A 15,981-nucleotide genomic window follows, 5' to 3' on the forward strand; every position below is an offset into this window, starting at 1 on the left:
GACAAGATACCAGCTAGTGTTCGGCACGGCCAGGACCGCGCTCGAAACAACGCAGACCGGGAAGCCACTACCCGCGGCGGGCGTGTAGCAATGCTGGTCGAGATCGCGCTTGAACCAAGGTGAGCGAACGCCAACTTCCAGCCGCAGCGTATTGTTGAAGAATTTGCCGATGTACTGGCCCGACAGCTGGTTGAGCAGCGCGATCGAGGTACGGTCGCGGTTCTGCAGCACCGTGCCGGCGGCGGTGATGATCGGCGTGCCGTTGCGGCCGAAGAACGGGTTGATGATGTTGAAATGGTCGTCGGTGAAGGAATATTCGCCGGTCTGCCGGTGATGCGCGCGGTCGTAAGTGTAGGCGACGCGGACCGTATTGGTCGAATTCGGCTTCCACACCAGCGAGCTGATCACCGTGATGCGGTTGGTGTTGGTGATTGAAGGGCGGCCGACGAGAACGGTGTCGGGCGGCGCGATACTGCCATCGCCGTTGAGGTCGACGCCATTTGGTGTGCCCTGCTTCAGAAGGGGATCAGTCTCACTCAGCCGCGTCGTTTGGCTGCCGCCATTGGCGAGCACATATTGGTAGGTCGGGTCGACCGTCAGGACCAGGCCGTCCATCAGCGTGAAGCGGGACTGGCCGCGGATGTTGCCGGTGTTCGACGGATTGATCTGCGTTCCAAGCAGGTTGGTAAGCGCCTGGCTTTGAAGACCCGCCGGCTCCTCCGTCGAAGTGGTGCATGCGGGAGGATCGGATGCTCCCGGCACGCGAGTCACAATGACACCGCCAATCGAGCAATTCTTCGGGAAGACGATGCTGTTGACGTCCTTCCACTGGTCGTGGCTGAAATCGCCAACCACCACTGGGTCGGCGCCGTGGGCAATCGTGGTTGGAATAATCGACGAACCGATCGCCGTGATGCTCCTCAGGTCCGTGAGGGTCGGGTTGTTATAGTTGTTGTTGCGATTCTGGTTGTAATGGCCGGCGAGCGAAATGAAGTCGCCGCCGCTGCCGAGCGGCTGGTAGATCCTGGCGTTGACCTGCCACTTGTCGATCTCGCCATCGCCGCGCCAATGGTCATAAGTGTTGCGGCTGCCTGCGATCCACAATCGTGTTCCGGCCGACGTGATTTCGCCGCTGTTGACCATCGCGAAATAGCGGCGGAAGTCGAACGTGCCGACCGCCCCGTCGAGCAGGACGCCTGCCTTGCTGGTCGGGATCAGCGAACGGAAGTTGACGGTGCCGCCAGCGGCCGAAGCAGTCGGCGAGTCGACGTCGGTCGCGCCGAGGTTGACGTTGACCTGCTCGACCAGCTCCGGATCGAGGAACTGGTTCGGGAAGATCGCATAGTTGCCGCTATCGTTGAGCGGAACGCCGTCGAAGGTCACGCTGACGCGGTTGCCGTCGAAGCCGCGGATACGGATGTTGCCGCCCGAGCTGCCGTAGGAGTCATTCTGCGTGAAGTTGACGCCAGGAATGTAGTTGATGGTGCTGAGCAGGGTCTGCCCGGGGCTCTGCTTGGCGATATATTCCTGGGTGATCAGGCCCTTTGCCTTGGTCGAGTCCTGGATCACCACGCCGCTGATGCCCTTCTGGACGCGGGTGCCGGTGACGACGATCGTATCCTTCTCGGTTTCGACGGTTCCGGTCGACTGGGCGAAGGCGGCGGTGGGCATGACGGCAGCAGCCGTCGAGCAAAGCAGAAGCAGTTTTTTCACGTTAGATCCCAATGATTTAACAAGACAGAATTTCGTACGTCCGGCTCGCTAGGGGTCGAATTAGACACTTGGGTGACTGGCCCGATTGGCCCGTCGCCTTTTCCTTAATGCGTTGCTGAAAAACCCCACCCCATCGCGAGTCCCCCGCGAAATGCCTAAGGGCTAGACACGGCGGATGCTACATTTTTGTGACAGGATTTGGCTGGATTTTGAATCACTTCGCCAAGCGATGCATTGGCGCAACAGCCTGAGTTAGATTGCCTTTGCGTCAAGCCTTCGCCCGAGTGCCACGAACGCGTAAATCAGCGGCGGCACCAGGATGATCGACAGCACCACCTTGGCCATCATTTGGCCGAGCAGCAGCTCGCCGATCGGGAACACGCCATAAAAGGCGACGGAGATGAAAATCAGCGTGTCGACGATCTGGCTGAGCGCGCTCGCCACGCCCGACCGCAGCCACAACATCTTCTCGCCTTCCTGGCCCTTGAGCCGGCTGAAGATCGAGACGTTGAGCAGGGTCGAAATGCCGTAAGCCAAGATGCCGCCAAGCCAGATTCGCGGCGTCCCTCCCATGATCGTGTCGAACGCGCTCAGCCGCGCCGGATCCATGTCATGGGCGGCGGGCAGGTCGAGGATGACCAGGCTCAACAATAGCGAGAAGATCAGCGGCACGAAGCCGATCAGCACCAGCTTGTTGGCGGTCGCGCGGCCATGAAGTTCGGCGACCGAGCTTGATGTCACGACCAGCATCAGGAAGGCGAAGATGCCGGCTTCGACCGCCAGCGGGCCGAGTCCGACCAGCGGGCCAATCGCCGACAGCGGACCCAGTGCGACCTGCTTGTTGCCGAGCACACCGGCGATGCACACCATGCCGCCATAGAAAATGGCGAAGGCGAACAGCGAGCGCGAAATGGCAGGCGGGGGAGAGGCGGTGGGGTCGGTCATGCGTGAGGCGTAGCGGCTTTGTTGCGGGCTGCAAGTCCCTCGGTTCCTTGACCGCTTCCACGTCGCGCGGCTAGGCGCCCGCACAGTGACCAAAGCTTCCCTCGACATCGTGGCCATGGGCGATGCCATCGTCGACGTCATCGCCAATTGCGATGAGGAGTTCATTCGTGCGCACAATTTGCCCAAGGGCTCGATGCAGCTGCTGACTCCGAGCCAGGCCGACGAGCTTTACGCGGCGATGGGCGTGGCGCGGGAAATGTCGGGCGGGTCGGCGGCCAATTCGATGGCTGGGGTGGCGGCGATGGGCGGTACGGCCGCCTTCATCGGCCAGATCGCTGAGGACCAGCTTGGCCTGATTTTCGAACATGACATGCACGCGCTCGGCGTGCGCTTCGACACGCCGCCGATGCTGGACGGACCGCCAACCGGGCGCTGCCTGATCCTCGTCACGCCGGACGGGCAGCGGACCATGAACACCTCGCCCGGAGCCAGCCACGAACTCAGCATCGAAGCGCTCGATCGCGAGCTGATCGCGTCGGCCTCGATCCTGTTCCTCGAAGGCTATTTGTTCGGGCCCACCAAGCCGCGCGCGGCGATGATGGAAGCAATCAAGATTGCCCATGCCGCCAATCGCCAGGTCGCCTTCACCTTGAGCGAAAGCGTGTGCATCGCCGGCCGCAAGGAAAGCTTTGCGGAGATGATCAGCAGTGGCGGCGTCGACCTGCTCTTCTGCAATGAGGACGAAGCGCTTCAGCTCGTGGAGCGCACGGACCTCGACGGCGCGCTCGACGAGTTGGCTGCAAATGTCCCGACCCTGGTCATCACCAAGGGCGCAGAAGGCGCCATCGGCATCGAGAAGGGCGAACGGATCGCCATCCCCGCGGCGCCGGTCAGCTATGTGGTCGATACGACCGGCGCGGGCGATTTGTTCGCGGCCGGATTCCTTGCGGCGCGGTGCAAGGGTGCCAGCCTGGAACGCTGCTTGTGGACCGGCGCGATCGCCGCCGGCGAAGTGATCCAGCATTATGGCGCCCGGCCGATCGCGGACTTAAAGGAGCTGGTGAAACTATGATCCGGAAGCTCGCGGTCTACTGCGGTTCCGCCCCGGGCAGCGACCCCGCCTTCGCCGACATGGCGCGGGCCTTGGTGCGCGAAATGGCGGCGCGCGACGTCGACATGGTCTATGGCGGAGGCCGCCTTGGCCTCATGGGAATCATCGCCGACGAAATGCTGGCAGCCGGCGGCAAGGTCCACGGAGTCATCCCGCAGGCATTGGTCGATCATGAGGTCGCGCACACCGGCCTCACCGAACTCACCACCGTCGCCAACATGCATGAGCGCAAGGCAAAGATGACCGAGCTGTGCGACGGCTTCGTCGCGCTGCCGGGCGGCATCGGCACGCTCGACGAATTGTTCGAGGCCTGGACCTGGAACGCGCTCGGCTATCACGCCAAGCCCTTCTGCCTGCTCAATGTCCATGGATTTTGGGACGGGCTGGCCGGGTTCATGGACCATGTCCGCGACAGCGGGTTCCTGAGCCAGGCGCGGCGCTTGCAGCTGCTCAAGGCGGAAACACCGGCCGAGGCACTCAACCTACTGGACGAAGCGGCGAAAAACTCGGAACAAGGCGTTACCTGGTAGGCGCTTTCTTGGCCCGGGGAGGGGTCGCGTTTCATGAACCAATTGCTCGGGCTGGCGGGCGTTGCCGCCATCATCCTGATTGCCGTCCTGTTCTCGTCGAACCGCAAGGCGATCAGCTTGCGTGTCACCGGAGCAGCCTTTGCGCTGCAGGCGGTGATCGCCTTCTTTGTCATTAAGACACCGTGGGGCAAGCGGGTCCTCGAGACCATGGCTACCGGGGTCTCCAACCTGCTTGGCTACGCCAGGGAAGGGACGCAGTTCCTGTTCGGCGAAATCGCTACCCAATATGGCCAGAAAGTATTCGCCATCGCCGCGCTGCCGGTGATCATCTTCTTCGCCAGCTTCATTGCGATCCTCTACCACCTCGGCATCATGCAGCGGGTGGTGAAGTGGGTCGGTGGCGCCATCGGCTGGGTCACGGGCATTAGCCGGGTCGAATCATTGGGCTCGGCCGCGAACATCTTCGTCGGCCAGTCAGAAAGCCCGCTAGTGGTCCGTCCCTATTTGGCCGCGCTGCCGCCGTCGCATCTGTTCACGCTGATGGCGGTGGGCATGGCCGGTGTCGCGGGGACGATCCTGGCAGCCTATGCCTCACTGCTTGGGGAGCAGTATCTGCCCTATCTGTTGGCCGCGTCCTTCATGTCGGCGCCGGGCGGCATCCTGATGGCCAAGCTGATCATGCCCGACGAGGCGGAGTCGGAAGGTGAAGCCGCGACCGTCGCCCCCGAGGACGAGATTGAGGTGCACACCTTCGAAGAGGGCGACCGGCCGGCCAACATCATCATGGCCGCCGCCCAGGGCGCTCAGACCGGCGTTAAGCTGGCGGTGGCGGTCGGCGCGATGGTGCTGGCGTTCGTCGCGCTGGTGGCGCTGGCGAATGGCATATTGGGCGGGATCGGCGGCTGGTTCGGCCGGCCCGACCTGTCTTTCCAGGCGATCGTCGGCCTGCTGTTCTCGCCGGTGATGTACCTGATTGGCATCCCGTGGAACGAGGCGGGAGTTGCCGGCGGGCTGTTCGGCACCAAGATCGTCCTCAACGAGTTCGTCGCGTTCATCGACCTCGGCAATGCCGCCGGGCCCGCCGCGGCACTCAGCGACCGCAGCCGGGCGATCGTCACCTTTGCGCTGTGCGGCTTCGCCAACTTCTCGTCGATCGCCATCCAGATGGCGGTGACCGGCAACCTTGCCCCCAACCAGCGGCCGATGATCGCCAAGCTCGGCCTGCGCGCCCTGCTGGCCGGCTCGCTTGCAAATCTGATGAGCGCCGCGCTGGCCGGGCTGATGATCGGCTGATTATTTGCTAAGAGACTGACATGACCGACGTATTGACCAGCGATCACATCGCTTCCGTTTCGCTCGCCGATGCCGACAAGGATCCGCAGGGCTTCGCCAACGAGCTTGGCCGCAGCTTTGTCGACTATGGCTTCGCGGTAATCCGCGACCATGGCGTCCCGCAGGATTTGATCGATCGTGCGGAGCAGAAGTCGAAGGAGTTCTTCGCGCTTCCCGAAGAAGTGAAGCGGAAATATTTCATCGAGGGGCAGAGCGGCCAGCGCGGCTACACGCCGTTCGGGATCGAAACCGCCAAGGGGTTGCAAGCCCACGACCTCAAGGAATTCTGGCACGTCGGCCGCGAACTGCCAGCGGGCCACAAATATGCGTCGAGCATGTTGCCCAATGTCTGGCCGGCGGAAGTGGCCGGCTTCAAAGAGACCTTCCAGGAGCTTTACCAGGCGTTCGACCAGGCCGGACTCAAGGTGCTGCGCGCCATTGCCCGCTATCTCACGGTCGACGAGGATTATTTCACCGACACGGTTAAGGACGGCAATTCGGTGATGCGCCTGCTGCACTATCCGGCGCAGACCGAGCCGACTGGCAATCACATCCGCGCCGGCGCGCATGAGGATATCAACACGATCACGCTGCTGCTCGGCGCCGAGGAAGCGGGGCTTGAGCTCAAGACCAAGGACGGCCGCTGGATCCCGGTTATCTCGCGGCCCGGCGAGCTGGTGATCAATATCGGCGACATGCTGCAGCGGCTGACCAACGGGAAGCTGCGCTCCACGTCGCATCGCGTGGTCAATCCTGCGCCCGACCGCGCCAGCCATGCGCGCTATTCGATGCCCTATTTCCTCCACTTCCGCTCCGACTTCCTGATCGAGGCGCTGCCCGGCACGGTTCCGGCGGGCGAGCAGCCGAAGTGGGCGCCGATCACTGCCGACGACTATCTCCAGGAACGGCTCAGTGAGATTAAGCTGAAGTGAGCGACGATGATTATGTCTATGACGAGGAGACGGGCGAGTGGTTGCCCGCATCCGAGTTGCGCGCGCGGCAGGCAATGGCCGACATGGTCGAAGTCCGCGATTCCGTCGGCAACCTGCTGGCCGACGGCGACCAGGTCACACTGATCAAGGATCTTGAGGTCAAGGGCGCTGGTCAGACGCTCAAGCGCGGCACGCTGATCAAGTCGATCCGGCTAACCGGCGATCCGCAGGAAATCGATTGCCGCTACGAAGGAATCAAGGGCCTCGTCCTGCGTGCCGAGTTCGTTCGCAAACGCTAGCCGGCATCGGTGAGATTGGCCGGTCCGAATCCCACGGGAAGCAAGGCCGCGATCGAATGGCGTTCGACTGAAGAACCGTCGCCGTTGGTGCAGAGGATCTCGACGTCGCGGCCGGACAGAGCAGCGGCTTCAAAGATCGCCTGGCGGCAACCGCCGCAGGGCGTGCAGACAACGTCTCCGGAGAGCGCTTCGCCCGACAAATGACCACCGGAAACCGCAATTCTGGCGACATTTTGCAGCCCAAATGCACTTTGCGCGGCGGAAAGCGCGCTTTGTTCGGCGCAGACGCCGAGGCGGTAGCAGGCGTTCTCGACATTGACGCCGGTTACGACCCGCCCGTCTGCGCTCTCGATCGCGCAGCCGACTGAGAACCTCGAGTAGGGCGCATAGGCCTTTAGGGCAGCTTCGCGCGCGGCGGCGATCAGTTGTTCATCGGTCATATTAGAAGCTTAGGCACGTTCCCTATAGCCGTCACCCCCGCGCAAGCGGGGGTCCCGCTACTTGAAGAAAATCGGGATTCCCGCTTTCGCGGGAATGACGAGTCTGTGTGGAGTCGCGAATGAGAATTCTCCCGATCGGATTAACAGCCCTGTTGGCCGCTTGCGCGACCGTCCCGCAGACGACGTATCCAATCGAGGTCCAAATCCTCGCGATCAACGACTTCCACGGCAATCTCGAAACGCCGGAAGGCACGATTCCAATCACCGGCCCCGACGGAGCCGATGTCGACAGCAGGGTCGGCGGCGCCGCGCAGCTGGCGGGGACACTCAAGGTGCTGCGCAACGGCCATGCCAACAGCATCACCGTCGCCGCGGGCGACCTGATCGGCGCCTCACCGCTCGCCTCGGCCTGGTTCCTCGACGAGCCAACGATCGACGCGCTGAGCCTGGCCGGGCTGGAACTGGCCTCGGTCGGCAACCATGAGTTCGACAAGGGGTCGAGCGAGCTACTTCGTATGCAGAAGGGCGGCTGCGAGAAATATACGACGCGCCAGCCGTGCCAGCTGGAGCGGTTCAAGGGCGCAGGATTCACCTACCTCGCCGCCAACGCCCTGCGGGCCGACGGCTCGACCTTGTTCCCGGCAACCGCGATCCGCCGCTACGGGCCGGTCAAAGTCGGCTTTATCGGCATGACGCTGAAGGACACCGGCATCCTCGCCAGCCCGGCAGGGGTCGCCGGCCTGACCTTCGCTGACGAAGCGGCCACCGCCAATGCGCTGGTGCCCAAGCTCAAGGCCGAGGGTGCCGACACGGTGGTCTTGCTGATCCACCAAGGCGCCAAATCGCCCAAAGCCTATCAGACGGAGAGTTGCGAGGGGCTGGCGGGGCCGATCCTCGACATTCTCGATCATCTCGATCCTGCCATCCGGACGATTGTGTCGGGCCACACCCATCAGGCCTATGCCTGCACGCTCGACCGGGGCGGCGCGCCACGATTGCTGACCAGCGCCGGCAAATATGGGTTTCTGGTGACCGACATTCGCCTCGACTTCGATCCGAGATCGCGCGGGCTGGTGGCATCGGCGGCCAGGAATGTCCCGGTCGAGGCTAGCACCAACGGCGATCCGAAGGTCGCGCAACTGACCGGCCGTTACGTCAAGGCGGCCGCGCCGGTCGCCGAGCGCGTGATCGGGAGGCTAAGCGGTCCCGCACCTCGATCCGAAACCGAGGATGAATCGCCGGCCGCCTCGCTGGTCGCCGACGCCGAATTGTACGTCGCCCGGCAGGCCGACAAGGGCCGCGCCCGGATCGCCTTCACCAACGCCACCGGCGTGCGCACCGGCCTGTTCCCCAAGGCGGACGGTTCGGTGAGCTTCGGCCAGATTTTCCAGATGCAGCCGTTCGGCAATAACCTCGTCACCAAGAACTACACCGGCGCCCAGCTCAAGGCGGTGCTGGAGCAGCAATTCCGCACGGTCGACGGCGCGGGGAGGGTCGGTTCGCTGCTGATTCCCTCGGCCGGCTTCCGCTTCCGCTATGATTTGGCGCGGCCCCAGGGCGACCGGATCATCCTGATGGAGCTGGACGGAAAGCGCATCGATCCGGCGGCCAGCTACCGGGTGACGGTCAACAACTTCCTCGCTTCGGGCGGCGACGGCTTTTCGGCCCTGTCCGCCGGTTCCGATGCGGTCGATGGCGGCATGGACCTCGATGCGATGGAGGCATGGCTCGTCCTAGGGCAACCGGTCCCGGCGATGGGCCGCACCAAGGACTAGTTGGTTCCGTGGCCGTCACGGGAATGAATCCCGTGACGTCAGTCCTGTCCGCTCCGCGTCAGGCTGGCCGGCCTTCGCCGTCTCTCGCTCAGCTAACGGTCGCCATGGCGACCGCGTCGCTAAGCTTGGCGGCTCAGCGTAGCGGCGGCTCGTCGAAGCTGCGCAATTTGCGGCTATGCAGGCCATCGCCCTCGTTGCGCAGCAGGTCCAGCGTCTCGATTCCGATCCTGAGGTGCTGGCTGATCGCCCGCTCGTAGAAGGCATTGGCCTGGCCGGGCAGCTTGAGCTCGCCGTGGAGCGGCTTGTCCGACACGCATAGCAGGGTCCCGTAAGGTACGCGGAAGCGGTAGCCTTGCGCCGCGACGGTCGCCGATTCCATGTCGATCGCCACCGCCCGGCTCTGGTTGAAGCGCAGCGCCGACAGCGTGTAGCGAAGCTCCCAGTTGCGATCGTCGGTGGTAACGACCGTCCCGGTCCGCAGCCGCTTCTTGACGCTGTCCTCATCCTCGCCAGTAACGGTCAGCGCGGCATTGTAGAGCGCGGTCTGGACCTCGGCGATCGCCGGGATCGGGATTTCGACCGGCAGCAAATCGTCAAGGATATGGTCGTCGCGCAAATAGGCGTGGGCGAGGACATAGTCGCCGATCGTCTGGCTGGGGCGAAGACCGCCGCAATGGCCGATCATCAGCCAGGCTTCGGGGCGAAGCACGGCGATATGGTCGCAGATCGTCTTGGCGTTGCTGGGCCCGACGCCGATGTTGACCAGGGTGATGCCGTCGCCCTCAGGCGTAATCAGGTGATAGGCCGGCATCTGGTGCCGCCGCCACGCCCCTGCGGCAATCTGCTCTTCGGCATCGGCCAGGTCGCCATGCTCGAAGCTGCCGCCGGGCACCGACAGGCTGGTGAAGCGGCTGTCCGGATCGCGCAGGGCTGAAATGGCAAAGCGGACGAACTCGTCAACGTAGCGGACATAGTTGGTGAACAGCACATAGCGCTGGAAATGTTCGGCCGGCGTGCCGGTATAATGTTTGAGGCGCGCCAGGCTGAAGTCGGTGCGCAGCGCATCGAACAGCGCCAGCGGGCGGGTCGGGTCGAGCGCTACATCCCAGGCGCCATCGACTACCTCGTCGCCGATGTGTACCAGGTCGGTCGAAGGAAACCAGCGGCTCAGCTCGCCGGTCGAGATTCCCTCGAGATTGAGATCGCCGCCGTCGAGCACATAGGGATAGGGGATTTCGCTGGCCGACGAGCCGACGCTGATCTTGACCGGATAATCTCGCACCAGATGCTCAAGCTGCTCGCGCAAATAGTCGCGGAACAGCGCGGGGCGGGCGATCGACGTGGTGTAGATGCCGGGCTGGTTCAGCCGGGCAAAAGCCCGGTCGGGGGTCGGCGGCGGCACTTCCGGGTCATATTCGACCCTCAGCTCGGGGTAGGAGAATAGCCCGTCGTCGCGCCTGGCGGGGTCAGGCCTGATGCCCCGTTCTGCGTAATCGGCAAGGGCTTCGCGAAGGCTGTTTACGGAGGCGGAGTAGCGGCTCTCGAGCTCGTCGAGGATCGCCTCGATCATTTTCTGTTCTTTCATGAGGCTCCCGCTTGGACTCACATTGTGGCGTTGGCAAGACAAGTTGCAATCATAAGCAAGCTTATTATATGTAGGGCTATGAAAGAGCTTGCATGGGAAATCGCCGAGACTCACCGCGCCATGCGCCGCCATTTCGACCGGCGCGCGTCCGCATTGGGCGTTACCACCGCGCAATGGCGGGTAATTGCCCATGTCGCGCACTCGCCCGGCATCAAGCAGGTTGAACTCGCCGAGCGGCTGGACGTTGAGCCGATCACTGCCGGCCGGATTCTCGACCGGCTCGAGGAAGCGGGACTGGTCGAACGGCAGCCGGATCCGGCCGATCGTCGCGCCTGGCGCCTGTTCCTGACCGAAAAGGCCAAGCCGATCAGCAACAAGCTGCGCGACCTGGCTGAGGATTTGTCGGACGAGGCCTTTGCCGGCTTCGACCCTGAGCAGTTGCAGCTTATTCGCGACCAGCTCGCAAAGGTTCGCGAAAATGTCAGCCGGACGGACAGCGTCCAGAGGAAGTCGGCATGAACAAGATGAGCGATATCGCCACCGAAACGGTGACCAGGCTGAAGCCGAAGAGCAGCCGCGCCCTGCTGATGTTCTCGATCCCGCTGCTGATCGCGATCGTCGGCCTCTATGTTTGGCTGACGAGCGGCGGCAGCGTATCGACCGACAATGCCGCGGTGAAGCAGGACATTGTCTCGGTCAGCGCCCAGGTAAACGGCCCGGTGATCGAAGTCGCCGTCAAGAACGGCATTGTGGTCAAGCGCGGCCAGATCTTGTTCCGCATCGATCCGGCACCTTATCAGGTGGCGCTGGAGCAGGCGCAGGCCCAGCTCGCGTCGGCCAGATTGCAGACCACGCAACTGCGCACCCAGGCGGCCGGCACCGGAGCGGACATCACCGGCTCCCAGGCCAATCTGGCGATCAAGCAAAATGCCTTGTCGCGCCAGACCGCCTTGCTGAAGCAGGGGTTTACGACGCGCGCCGACTATGACGATGCGTTCAACGAGGTTCGCACCGCCGAAATGGAGCTGGCGGATGCGCGTTCGCGCGCCGCCAATGCCCATAGCGCGCTAGCCCCGGGAGAGCAGCCGTCGATCGCCCAGGCGCAAGCCGCGGTCGACAAGGTGCGGCTCGACCTGTCGCGCACCTATATCCGCGCGCCGATGGACGGCACCATCGCCAACGCCGACAAGCTGCAGGTCGGGCAGATGGCGGTGCAGGGCCTTGGCATGCTGTCGCTGGTGCACAGCCAGACCGCCTGGGTCGAAGCCAATTTCAAGGAAAAGGACGTCGGCCGGATGGTCCCGGGGCAGCGCGCCGAAATCGAGATCGACGCCTATCCGGGTAGCTCGTTCAAGGGCCATGTCGAAAGCATCGGCGCCGGTACCGGCAGCGAATTCGCGATCATTCCGGCGCAGAATGCCAACGGCAACTGGGTCAAGGTGACACAGCGCGTGCCGGTCCGCATCGCCTTCGACGGCAAGCCGTCGCGGCCGATGATCGCCGGCCTGTCGTCGACCGTGACGGTCCGGTTCAAAAACTAAGGAAGTCCGGTTGAGCGAAGGACAAGCCGCGCATCCGCTCCCTAGCGGGGAACGGATTATCGTCACCATCGGGGTGATGATGGCTGTGCTGCTGCAGGTCCTGGACACAACCATCGCCAACGTCGCCCTGCCGCATATGGCGGCCGACCTCAGCGCGTCGCAGGACCAGATTAACTGGGTACTGACCAGCTACATCGTCGCCTCGGCGATCGCCCTGCCGATCAGCGGCTGGCTGGCCGACAAGGTCGGGCGGAAGCGCCTGCTGCTGATTTCGGTGGTCGGGTTCACCGCTGCGTCGGTGCTGTGCGCGATCGCCACTTCGCTCGGCGAAATGGTCGTGTTCCGCGCCTTGCAGGGCGTCAGCGGGGCGTTCATCGTGCCGCTCGCCCAGGCGACCCTGTTCGACATCAACCCGCGCGAAAAGCACAGCCAGGCAATGGCACTGTTCGGCGGCGGCGTGATGATCGGCCCGATCCTGGGGCCGGTGCTGGGCGGATGGCTGACCGACAACTACAATTGGCGCTGGGTGTTCCTGGTCAATCTGCCGGTCGGGATCGTCTGCACCCTCATCATGCTGCGCTTCATGCCCAAGACCGAGCAGCACCAGCGCAAGTTCGACCTGTTCGGCTTCGCGCTGCTGGCGATCGCGCTCGGCGCGCTGCAGCTGTTCCTCGATCGCGGCGAGCAGAACGACTGGTTCTCCAGCTGGGAAACGATGATCGAGGTCGGAGTAGCGGCGGCCGCAGCGTGGATGTTCGTGACCCATATCGTCACCGCCAAGCATCCGCTGTTCGAACGGTCGATGTTCGTCGATCGCAATTTTTCGACCGGCCTGCTGTTCATGGCGGTGACCGGCATATTGCTGTTGGCGGGCCTCGCCCTGCTGCCGCCGCTGCTGCAGAATCTTTACGGCTATTCGGTGCTGCAATCGGGCTTCCTGACCGCGCCGCGCGGGGTCGGGACGCTAATCTCGATGCTGCTCGCCGGCCGGCTAACCGGCAGGATCGATTCCCGCCTGCTGGTCGGCATCGGCGTGGCGCTGATGGGCATTTCGCTATGGATGATGACCGGCTTCGCCATCGACCAGCCGTCGCAGCCGGTAATCATGAGCGGCGTCGTCCAGGGGCTCGGCCTCGGCCTGATCTTTGTGCCGCTGCAGAGCCTGGCGTTCGAGACGCTGGCGCCGCGGATGCGTACGACGGCCGCCAGCCTGCTCAACCTGTCGCGCAACATCGGCGGATCGGTCGGCATTTCGGTGGTCAGCACCCAGCTGGTGCGGATGACCCAGGTCGCGCATGCCGACATCGCCCAGCATATTACCGAGCAGACCATCCCGACCGCCGATCCGACAATTTTGCAGACCATCGCCCCGCAGGGATCGATGGCGATCGCGCTGATCAATGCCGAGGTGACGCGCCAGGCGCTGTTCGTCGCCTATCTTGACGACTTCAAGCTGATGATGATCGTCACCTTCGCGGTGCTGCCACTGCTGCTGTTGATGAAGCGCGGCAACCAGGTCGGGACCGGATCGCAGCAGCAAGCGGCGATGGACTGATGGCCCTGCTGTCGATCCGGGTCACGCCGCGCGCCGCAAAGCCGGGAATTGGCGACTGGAAGACCGACCCTGCTGGCCGCCCGTTTCTCGAAATGCGGGTCGCCGCTGCTCCGGCGGACGGAGCGGCCAACGATGAGGTCGTCCGGCTGCTCGCCAAGGCGCTTGGCGTGGCGAAGGGCTCGGTCCGGATCGCCAGCGGCCAGACTGCCCGTTTGAAGCGGCTAGAAGTGAAACTCGACGAAGCGGAAATCCGCGCCCGGCTCAGCCGCTGATCAGGCTCATGCAGGTGCCGCCGGCCTCGGCTTTCTGCAGCTCCGACAGGTCGACCTCGACGACATGGAGCCCGCGGTCGCGCAGCCGCTGCGCCGTCTTGGGGCTTCCCGCGGCATAGATCAGCCGATCGCCGGCCTGGACAATGTTGGCGCCCCATGGCTCGTCCGTGGCGACCGGCAGCGGATCGGTGCCCTCGAAAATCGCCGGATCGACCCAATCCGGATTTACCAGCAGCGTGTCACGGCCGGCCAAGGTCACCGCGGTCTTGAGGTGGAGGCAGCGGCCGAGCTCGACCGGCACGACGCGGTAACCAAGCGGCGCGGCGATGGCTTCCAGCGCCGCTATCCCGGCCTGGTCGGTGCGGCTCGACTGGCCGACGTAGAGCGTGTCGCCAATTTTCAGCACGTCGCCGCCGTCGAGCGTTCCCTCCGGCAGGCGGTGGACGGTAAAATAGGGCTCCAGCCCTTCGGCAGTCGAATCCACCTCGTCGGCGCGCGATGCCGCGCCGGGCCTGGTGATCACCGCATGCTCGCCTAGCAGGATCGCGGTGTCCTCGACGAACACGGCGTCGGGATCCTCTGCCAGATAGGGCAGGCGGACGATGTCGAACCCGGCATCGCTGAGCGCCTGCTCATAGGCGGCGTGCTGGGCGATGGCGCGATCGGCGTCGATGGCCACGCGATCGAGATGGGTCAGCGCGCAATCGACGATGCGCGGGCTGATCTGGCGAGTGAAGGCGAGCGGCATGCGCCGGTCCTAGCCGGAATGGCCGGACGAGCAATGGGGGAGGGCGAAATTCGACTGCGGGCTGGCAATTTTTCGACCAAAGGCGCCGCAGTGCGTTGATGGCAGCCGGTTCGATTCCTAGGGTCGGAGGCGAACAGAGGGGCAAAGCTCATGAAAGTCTCACGGCGGGAAATGATGGCGGGAAGCGCGATCGCGGCGGGTGCGATGGGAACCAGCGGCTCGGTGCTGGCTGCGCAAGCGGCTACGGCGGCCCCGTCCGCGGCATGGGACCTGGCTGACCTCTATCCAACCGATGCCGCCTGGGAGACCGAGCGCCAGGCGCTGCTCAAGGCCATTCCGACGCTTAAGGCCTATGAGGGCAAGCTCGGTCAGAGCGCGGCGATGCTCAAGGAAGCGATGCAGGCGCAGTCGGACATTAACCGGCGGGCGAGCCGGCTTTATACCTATGCCTCGCTGAAGGCCGACGAGGATTTGCGCGTCTCGGCCAACCAGGAGCGCAAGCAGCAGGCGCAGGACGTGTTCACTGCGCTGGGCGAAGCGACCGCCTGGACCGGTCCGGAGGTCGTCGCGCTTGGCGCCGCCCGGCTAAACGCGCTGATCGCGTCCGACAAGGGGCTCGACAAATTCGCCTTCGGGCTCCGGGAGAATCTCCGGCTGGCGGAGCATACGCTGTCGCCGGACGAAGAGCAGCTGCTGGCGGCTTCCGCCTCGGCGCTGGCCGGACCGCAGGACATCCGCGACCAGCTGGCCGCGTCGGATATTCCGAGGCCGACGGTGAAACTGGCCGACGGTCGTGAGATCCGGCTCGACGACCAGGGCTATACGCTGGCCCGCAACACCGCCAATCGCGACGACCGCAAGAAGGTCTTCGACAGCTTCTGGGGCAGCTACAAGGCGTTTGAAAATTCGCTCGGGGCGGCGCTGGCAGCGCGGATCAAGGGCAGCATCTTCACCGCCAAGTCGCGCAAGTATAAGTCGCCGCTGGAAGCCGCGCTCAGCGGCAGCAACCTGCCGGAAGCAGTCTATCGGACGCTGATCGCCGAGACCAATCGCGGCCTGCCAGTGCTGCACCGCTATTTCGAGCTGCGCCGCCGCATGCTCGGCCTGCCCGACATCGGCTATTGGGACATTTATCCGCCGCTAGTGAAGTCCGACCGGACCTTCTCCCTGGCCGAGATGCGCCAGCTGACCACCGACGCGGTA

16 protein-coding genes are annotated in these 15,981 nt (G+C 64.1%); 11 read left to right on the forward strand and 5 right to left on the reverse strand.

The genetic code is table 11. From position 1 onward, the window contains the following. Positions 1 to 1,713, reverse strand: a 1,713-nt coding sequence (locus Q0C64_RS10345) for a Plug domain-containing protein (protein ID WP_294123477.1), incomplete at its 3' end; no start/stop codon positions are given. A gap of 252 nt (positions 1,714 to 1,965) precedes the next feature. Next, positions 1,966 to 2,658: a queuosine precursor transporter gene (locus Q0C64_RS10350; RefSeq protein WP_294123480.1), complete on the reverse strand. Its 693-nt coding sequence runs from the start codon at positions 2,656 to 2,658 to the stop codon at positions 1,966 to 1,968. An 85-nt stretch (positions 2,659 to 2,743) separates the two neighbouring features. Here Q0C64_RS10350 and Q0C64_RS10355 point away from each other — a divergent pair, with 85 nt between their 5' ends. From Q0C64_RS10355 to Q0C64_RS10375, 5 genes are read left to right on the forward strand one after another with little or no spacing between them, the layout of a single operon-like run. After that, positions 2,744 to 3,730, forward strand: coding sequence for an adenosine kinase (locus tag Q0C64_RS10355; protein ID WP_294123481.1), 987 nt, complete (start codon positions 2,744 to 2,746; stop codon positions 3,728 to 3,730). Next, positions 3,727 to 4,299 carry a TIGR00730 family Rossman fold protein gene (locus tag Q0C64_RS10360; RefSeq protein WP_294123484.1) on the forward strand — a complete coding sequence of 191 codons (573 nt, stop codon included), beginning with the start codon at positions 3,727 to 3,729 and terminating at the stop codon, positions 4,297 to 4,299. The genes Q0C64_RS10355 and Q0C64_RS10360 overlap by 4 nt, the downstream gene beginning before the upstream one ends. A 33-nt stretch (positions 4,300 to 4,332) precedes the next feature. After that, complete coding sequence (locus Q0C64_RS10365) at positions 4,333 to 5,592, forward strand: NupC/NupG family nucleoside CNT transporter (RefSeq protein WP_294123487.1); 1,260 nt, start codon at positions 4,333 to 4,335, stop codon at positions 5,590 to 5,592. 20 nt (positions 5,593 to 5,612) lie between these two features. Beyond that, on the forward strand, positions 5,613 to 6,563 hold the full coding sequence (locus Q0C64_RS10370) for a 2-oxoglutarate and iron-dependent oxygenase domain-containing protein (protein WP_294123491.1): 951 nt from the start codon (positions 5,613 to 5,615) through the stop codon (positions 6,561 to 6,563). Then, positions 6,560 to 6,862, forward strand: a complete 303-nt coding sequence (locus tag Q0C64_RS10375) for an alkylphosphonate utilization protein (protein ID WP_294123493.1) — start codon at positions 6,560 to 6,562, stop codon at positions 6,860 to 6,862. The genes Q0C64_RS10370 and Q0C64_RS10375 overlap by 4 nt, the downstream gene beginning before the upstream one ends. Here the strand turns inward: Q0C64_RS10375 and cdd are convergent. Then, complete coding sequence (cdd, locus tag Q0C64_RS10380; RefSeq protein ID WP_294123496.1) at positions 6,859 to 7,302, reverse strand: cytidine deaminase; 444 nt, start codon at positions 7,300 to 7,302, stop codon at positions 6,859 to 6,861. The two genes, Q0C64_RS10375 and cdd, sit on opposite strands and share 4 nt — an antisense overlap. 119 nt (positions 7,303 to 7,421) lie before the next feature. Between cdd and Q0C64_RS10385 the strand changes: the two genes are divergently transcribed. After that, positions 7,422 to 9,077, forward strand: a complete 1,656-nt coding sequence (locus tag Q0C64_RS10385; protein ID WP_294123498.1) for a bifunctional metallophosphatase/5'-nucleotidase — start codon at positions 7,422 to 7,424, stop codon at positions 9,075 to 9,077. A gap of 133 nt (positions 9,078 to 9,210) precedes the next feature. On the opposite strand, the gene Q0C64_RS10390 is transcribed toward Q0C64_RS10385, so the two are convergent. Next, complete coding sequence (locus tag Q0C64_RS10390; protein ID WP_294123502.1) at positions 9,211 to 10,662, reverse strand: AMP nucleosidase; 1,452 nt, start codon at positions 10,660 to 10,662, stop codon at positions 9,211 to 9,213. A 78-nt stretch (positions 10,663 to 10,740) separates the two neighbouring features. Here Q0C64_RS10390 and Q0C64_RS10395 point away from each other — a divergent pair, with 78 nt between their 5' ends. The 4 genes from Q0C64_RS10395 to Q0C64_RS10410 are packed head-to-tail and all read left to right on the forward strand — an operon-like array spanning position 10,741 to position 14,030. Continuing rightward, a complete protein-coding gene (locus Q0C64_RS10395) occupies positions 10,741 to 11,181 on the forward strand; it encodes a MarR family transcriptional regulator (protein WP_294123503.1) in 441 nt (146 codons plus the stop codon). Beyond that, positions 11,178 to 12,203 carry an HlyD family secretion protein gene (locus tag Q0C64_RS10400; RefSeq protein ID WP_294123504.1) on the forward strand — a complete coding sequence of 342 codons (1,026 nt, stop codon included), beginning with the start codon at positions 11,178 to 11,180 and terminating at the stop codon, positions 12,201 to 12,203. Before Q0C64_RS10395 ends, Q0C64_RS10400 begins: the two co-directional genes overlap by 4 nt. Before the next feature lie 10 nt (positions 12,204 to 12,213). Next, positions 12,214 to 13,758: a DHA2 family efflux MFS transporter permease subunit gene (locus Q0C64_RS10405; protein ID WP_294123505.1), complete on the forward strand. Its 1,545-nt coding sequence runs from the start codon at positions 12,214 to 12,216 to the stop codon at positions 13,756 to 13,758. Next, positions 13,758 to 14,030 carry a DUF167 family protein gene (locus tag Q0C64_RS10410; RefSeq protein ID WP_294123506.1) on the forward strand — a complete coding sequence of 91 codons (273 nt, stop codon included), beginning with the start codon at positions 13,758 to 13,760 and terminating at the stop codon, positions 14,028 to 14,030. The genes Q0C64_RS10405 and Q0C64_RS10410 overlap by 1 nt, the downstream gene beginning before the upstream one ends. Here Q0C64_RS10410 and Q0C64_RS10415 read toward each other — a convergent pair. Then, a complete protein-coding gene (locus Q0C64_RS10415; RefSeq protein WP_294123508.1) occupies positions 14,020 to 14,778 on the reverse strand; it encodes an arginine deiminase family protein in 759 nt (252 codons plus the stop codon). The two genes, Q0C64_RS10410 and Q0C64_RS10415, sit on opposite strands and share 11 nt — an antisense overlap. A 150-nt stretch (positions 14,779 to 14,928) precedes the next feature. Between Q0C64_RS10415 and Q0C64_RS10420 the strand changes: the two genes are divergently transcribed. Further along, positions 14,929 to 15,981: M3 family metallopeptidase (locus tag Q0C64_RS10420; RefSeq protein ID WP_294123509.1), on the forward strand; the 1,053-nt coding region annotated here is incomplete at its 3' end.

The organism is Sphingomonas sp. (assembly GCF_023266535.1).
Lineage (GTDB): Bacteria > Pseudomonadota > Alphaproteobacteria > Sphingomonadales > Sphingomonadaceae > Sphingomicrobium.

Excerpts from the sequence above, each read along its gene's own strand:
- Q0C64_RS10350 (WP_294123480.1), bottom strand. The coding sequence starts at position 2,658 with ATGACCGACCCCACCGCCTCTCCCCCGCCTGCCATTTCGCGCTCGCTG.
- Q0C64_RS10360 (WP_294123484.1), top strand. The coding sequence starts at position 3,727 with ATGATCCGGAAGCTCGCGGTCTACTGCGGTTCCGCCCCGGGCAGCGAC.
- Q0C64_RS10365 (WP_294123487.1), top strand. The coding sequence starts at position 4,333 with ATGAACCAATTGCTCGGGCTGGCGGGCGTTGCCGCCATCATCCTGATT.
- Q0C64_RS10370 (WP_294123491.1), top strand. The coding sequence starts at position 5,613 with ATGACCGACGTATTGACCAGCGATCACATCGCTTCCGTTTCGCTCGCC.
- cdd (WP_294123496.1), bottom strand. The coding sequence starts at position 7,302 with ATGACCGATGAACAACTGATCGCCGCCGCGCGCGAAGCTGCCCTAAAG.
- Q0C64_RS10385 (WP_294123498.1), top strand. The coding sequence starts at position 7,422 with ATGAGAATTCTCCCGATCGGATTAACAGCCCTGTTGGCCGCTTGCGCG.
- Q0C64_RS10390 (WP_294123502.1), bottom strand. The coding sequence starts at position 10,662 with ATGAAAGAACAGAAAATGATCGAGGCGATCCTCGACGAGCTCGAGAGC.
- Q0C64_RS10395 (WP_294123503.1), top strand. The coding sequence starts at position 10,741 with ATGAAAGAGCTTGCATGGGAAATCGCCGAGACTCACCGCGCCATGCGC.
- Q0C64_RS10400 (WP_294123504.1), top strand. The coding sequence starts at position 11,178 with ATGAACAAGATGAGCGATATCGCCACCGAAACGGTGACCAGGCTGAAG.
- Q0C64_RS10410 (WP_294123506.1), top strand. The coding sequence starts at position 13,758 with ATGGCCCTGCTGTCGATCCGGGTCACGCCGCGCGCCGCAAAGCCGGGA.
- Q0C64_RS10415 (WP_294123508.1), bottom strand. The coding sequence starts at position 14,778 with ATGCCGCTCGCCTTCACTCGCCAGATCAGCCCGCGCATCGTCGATTGC.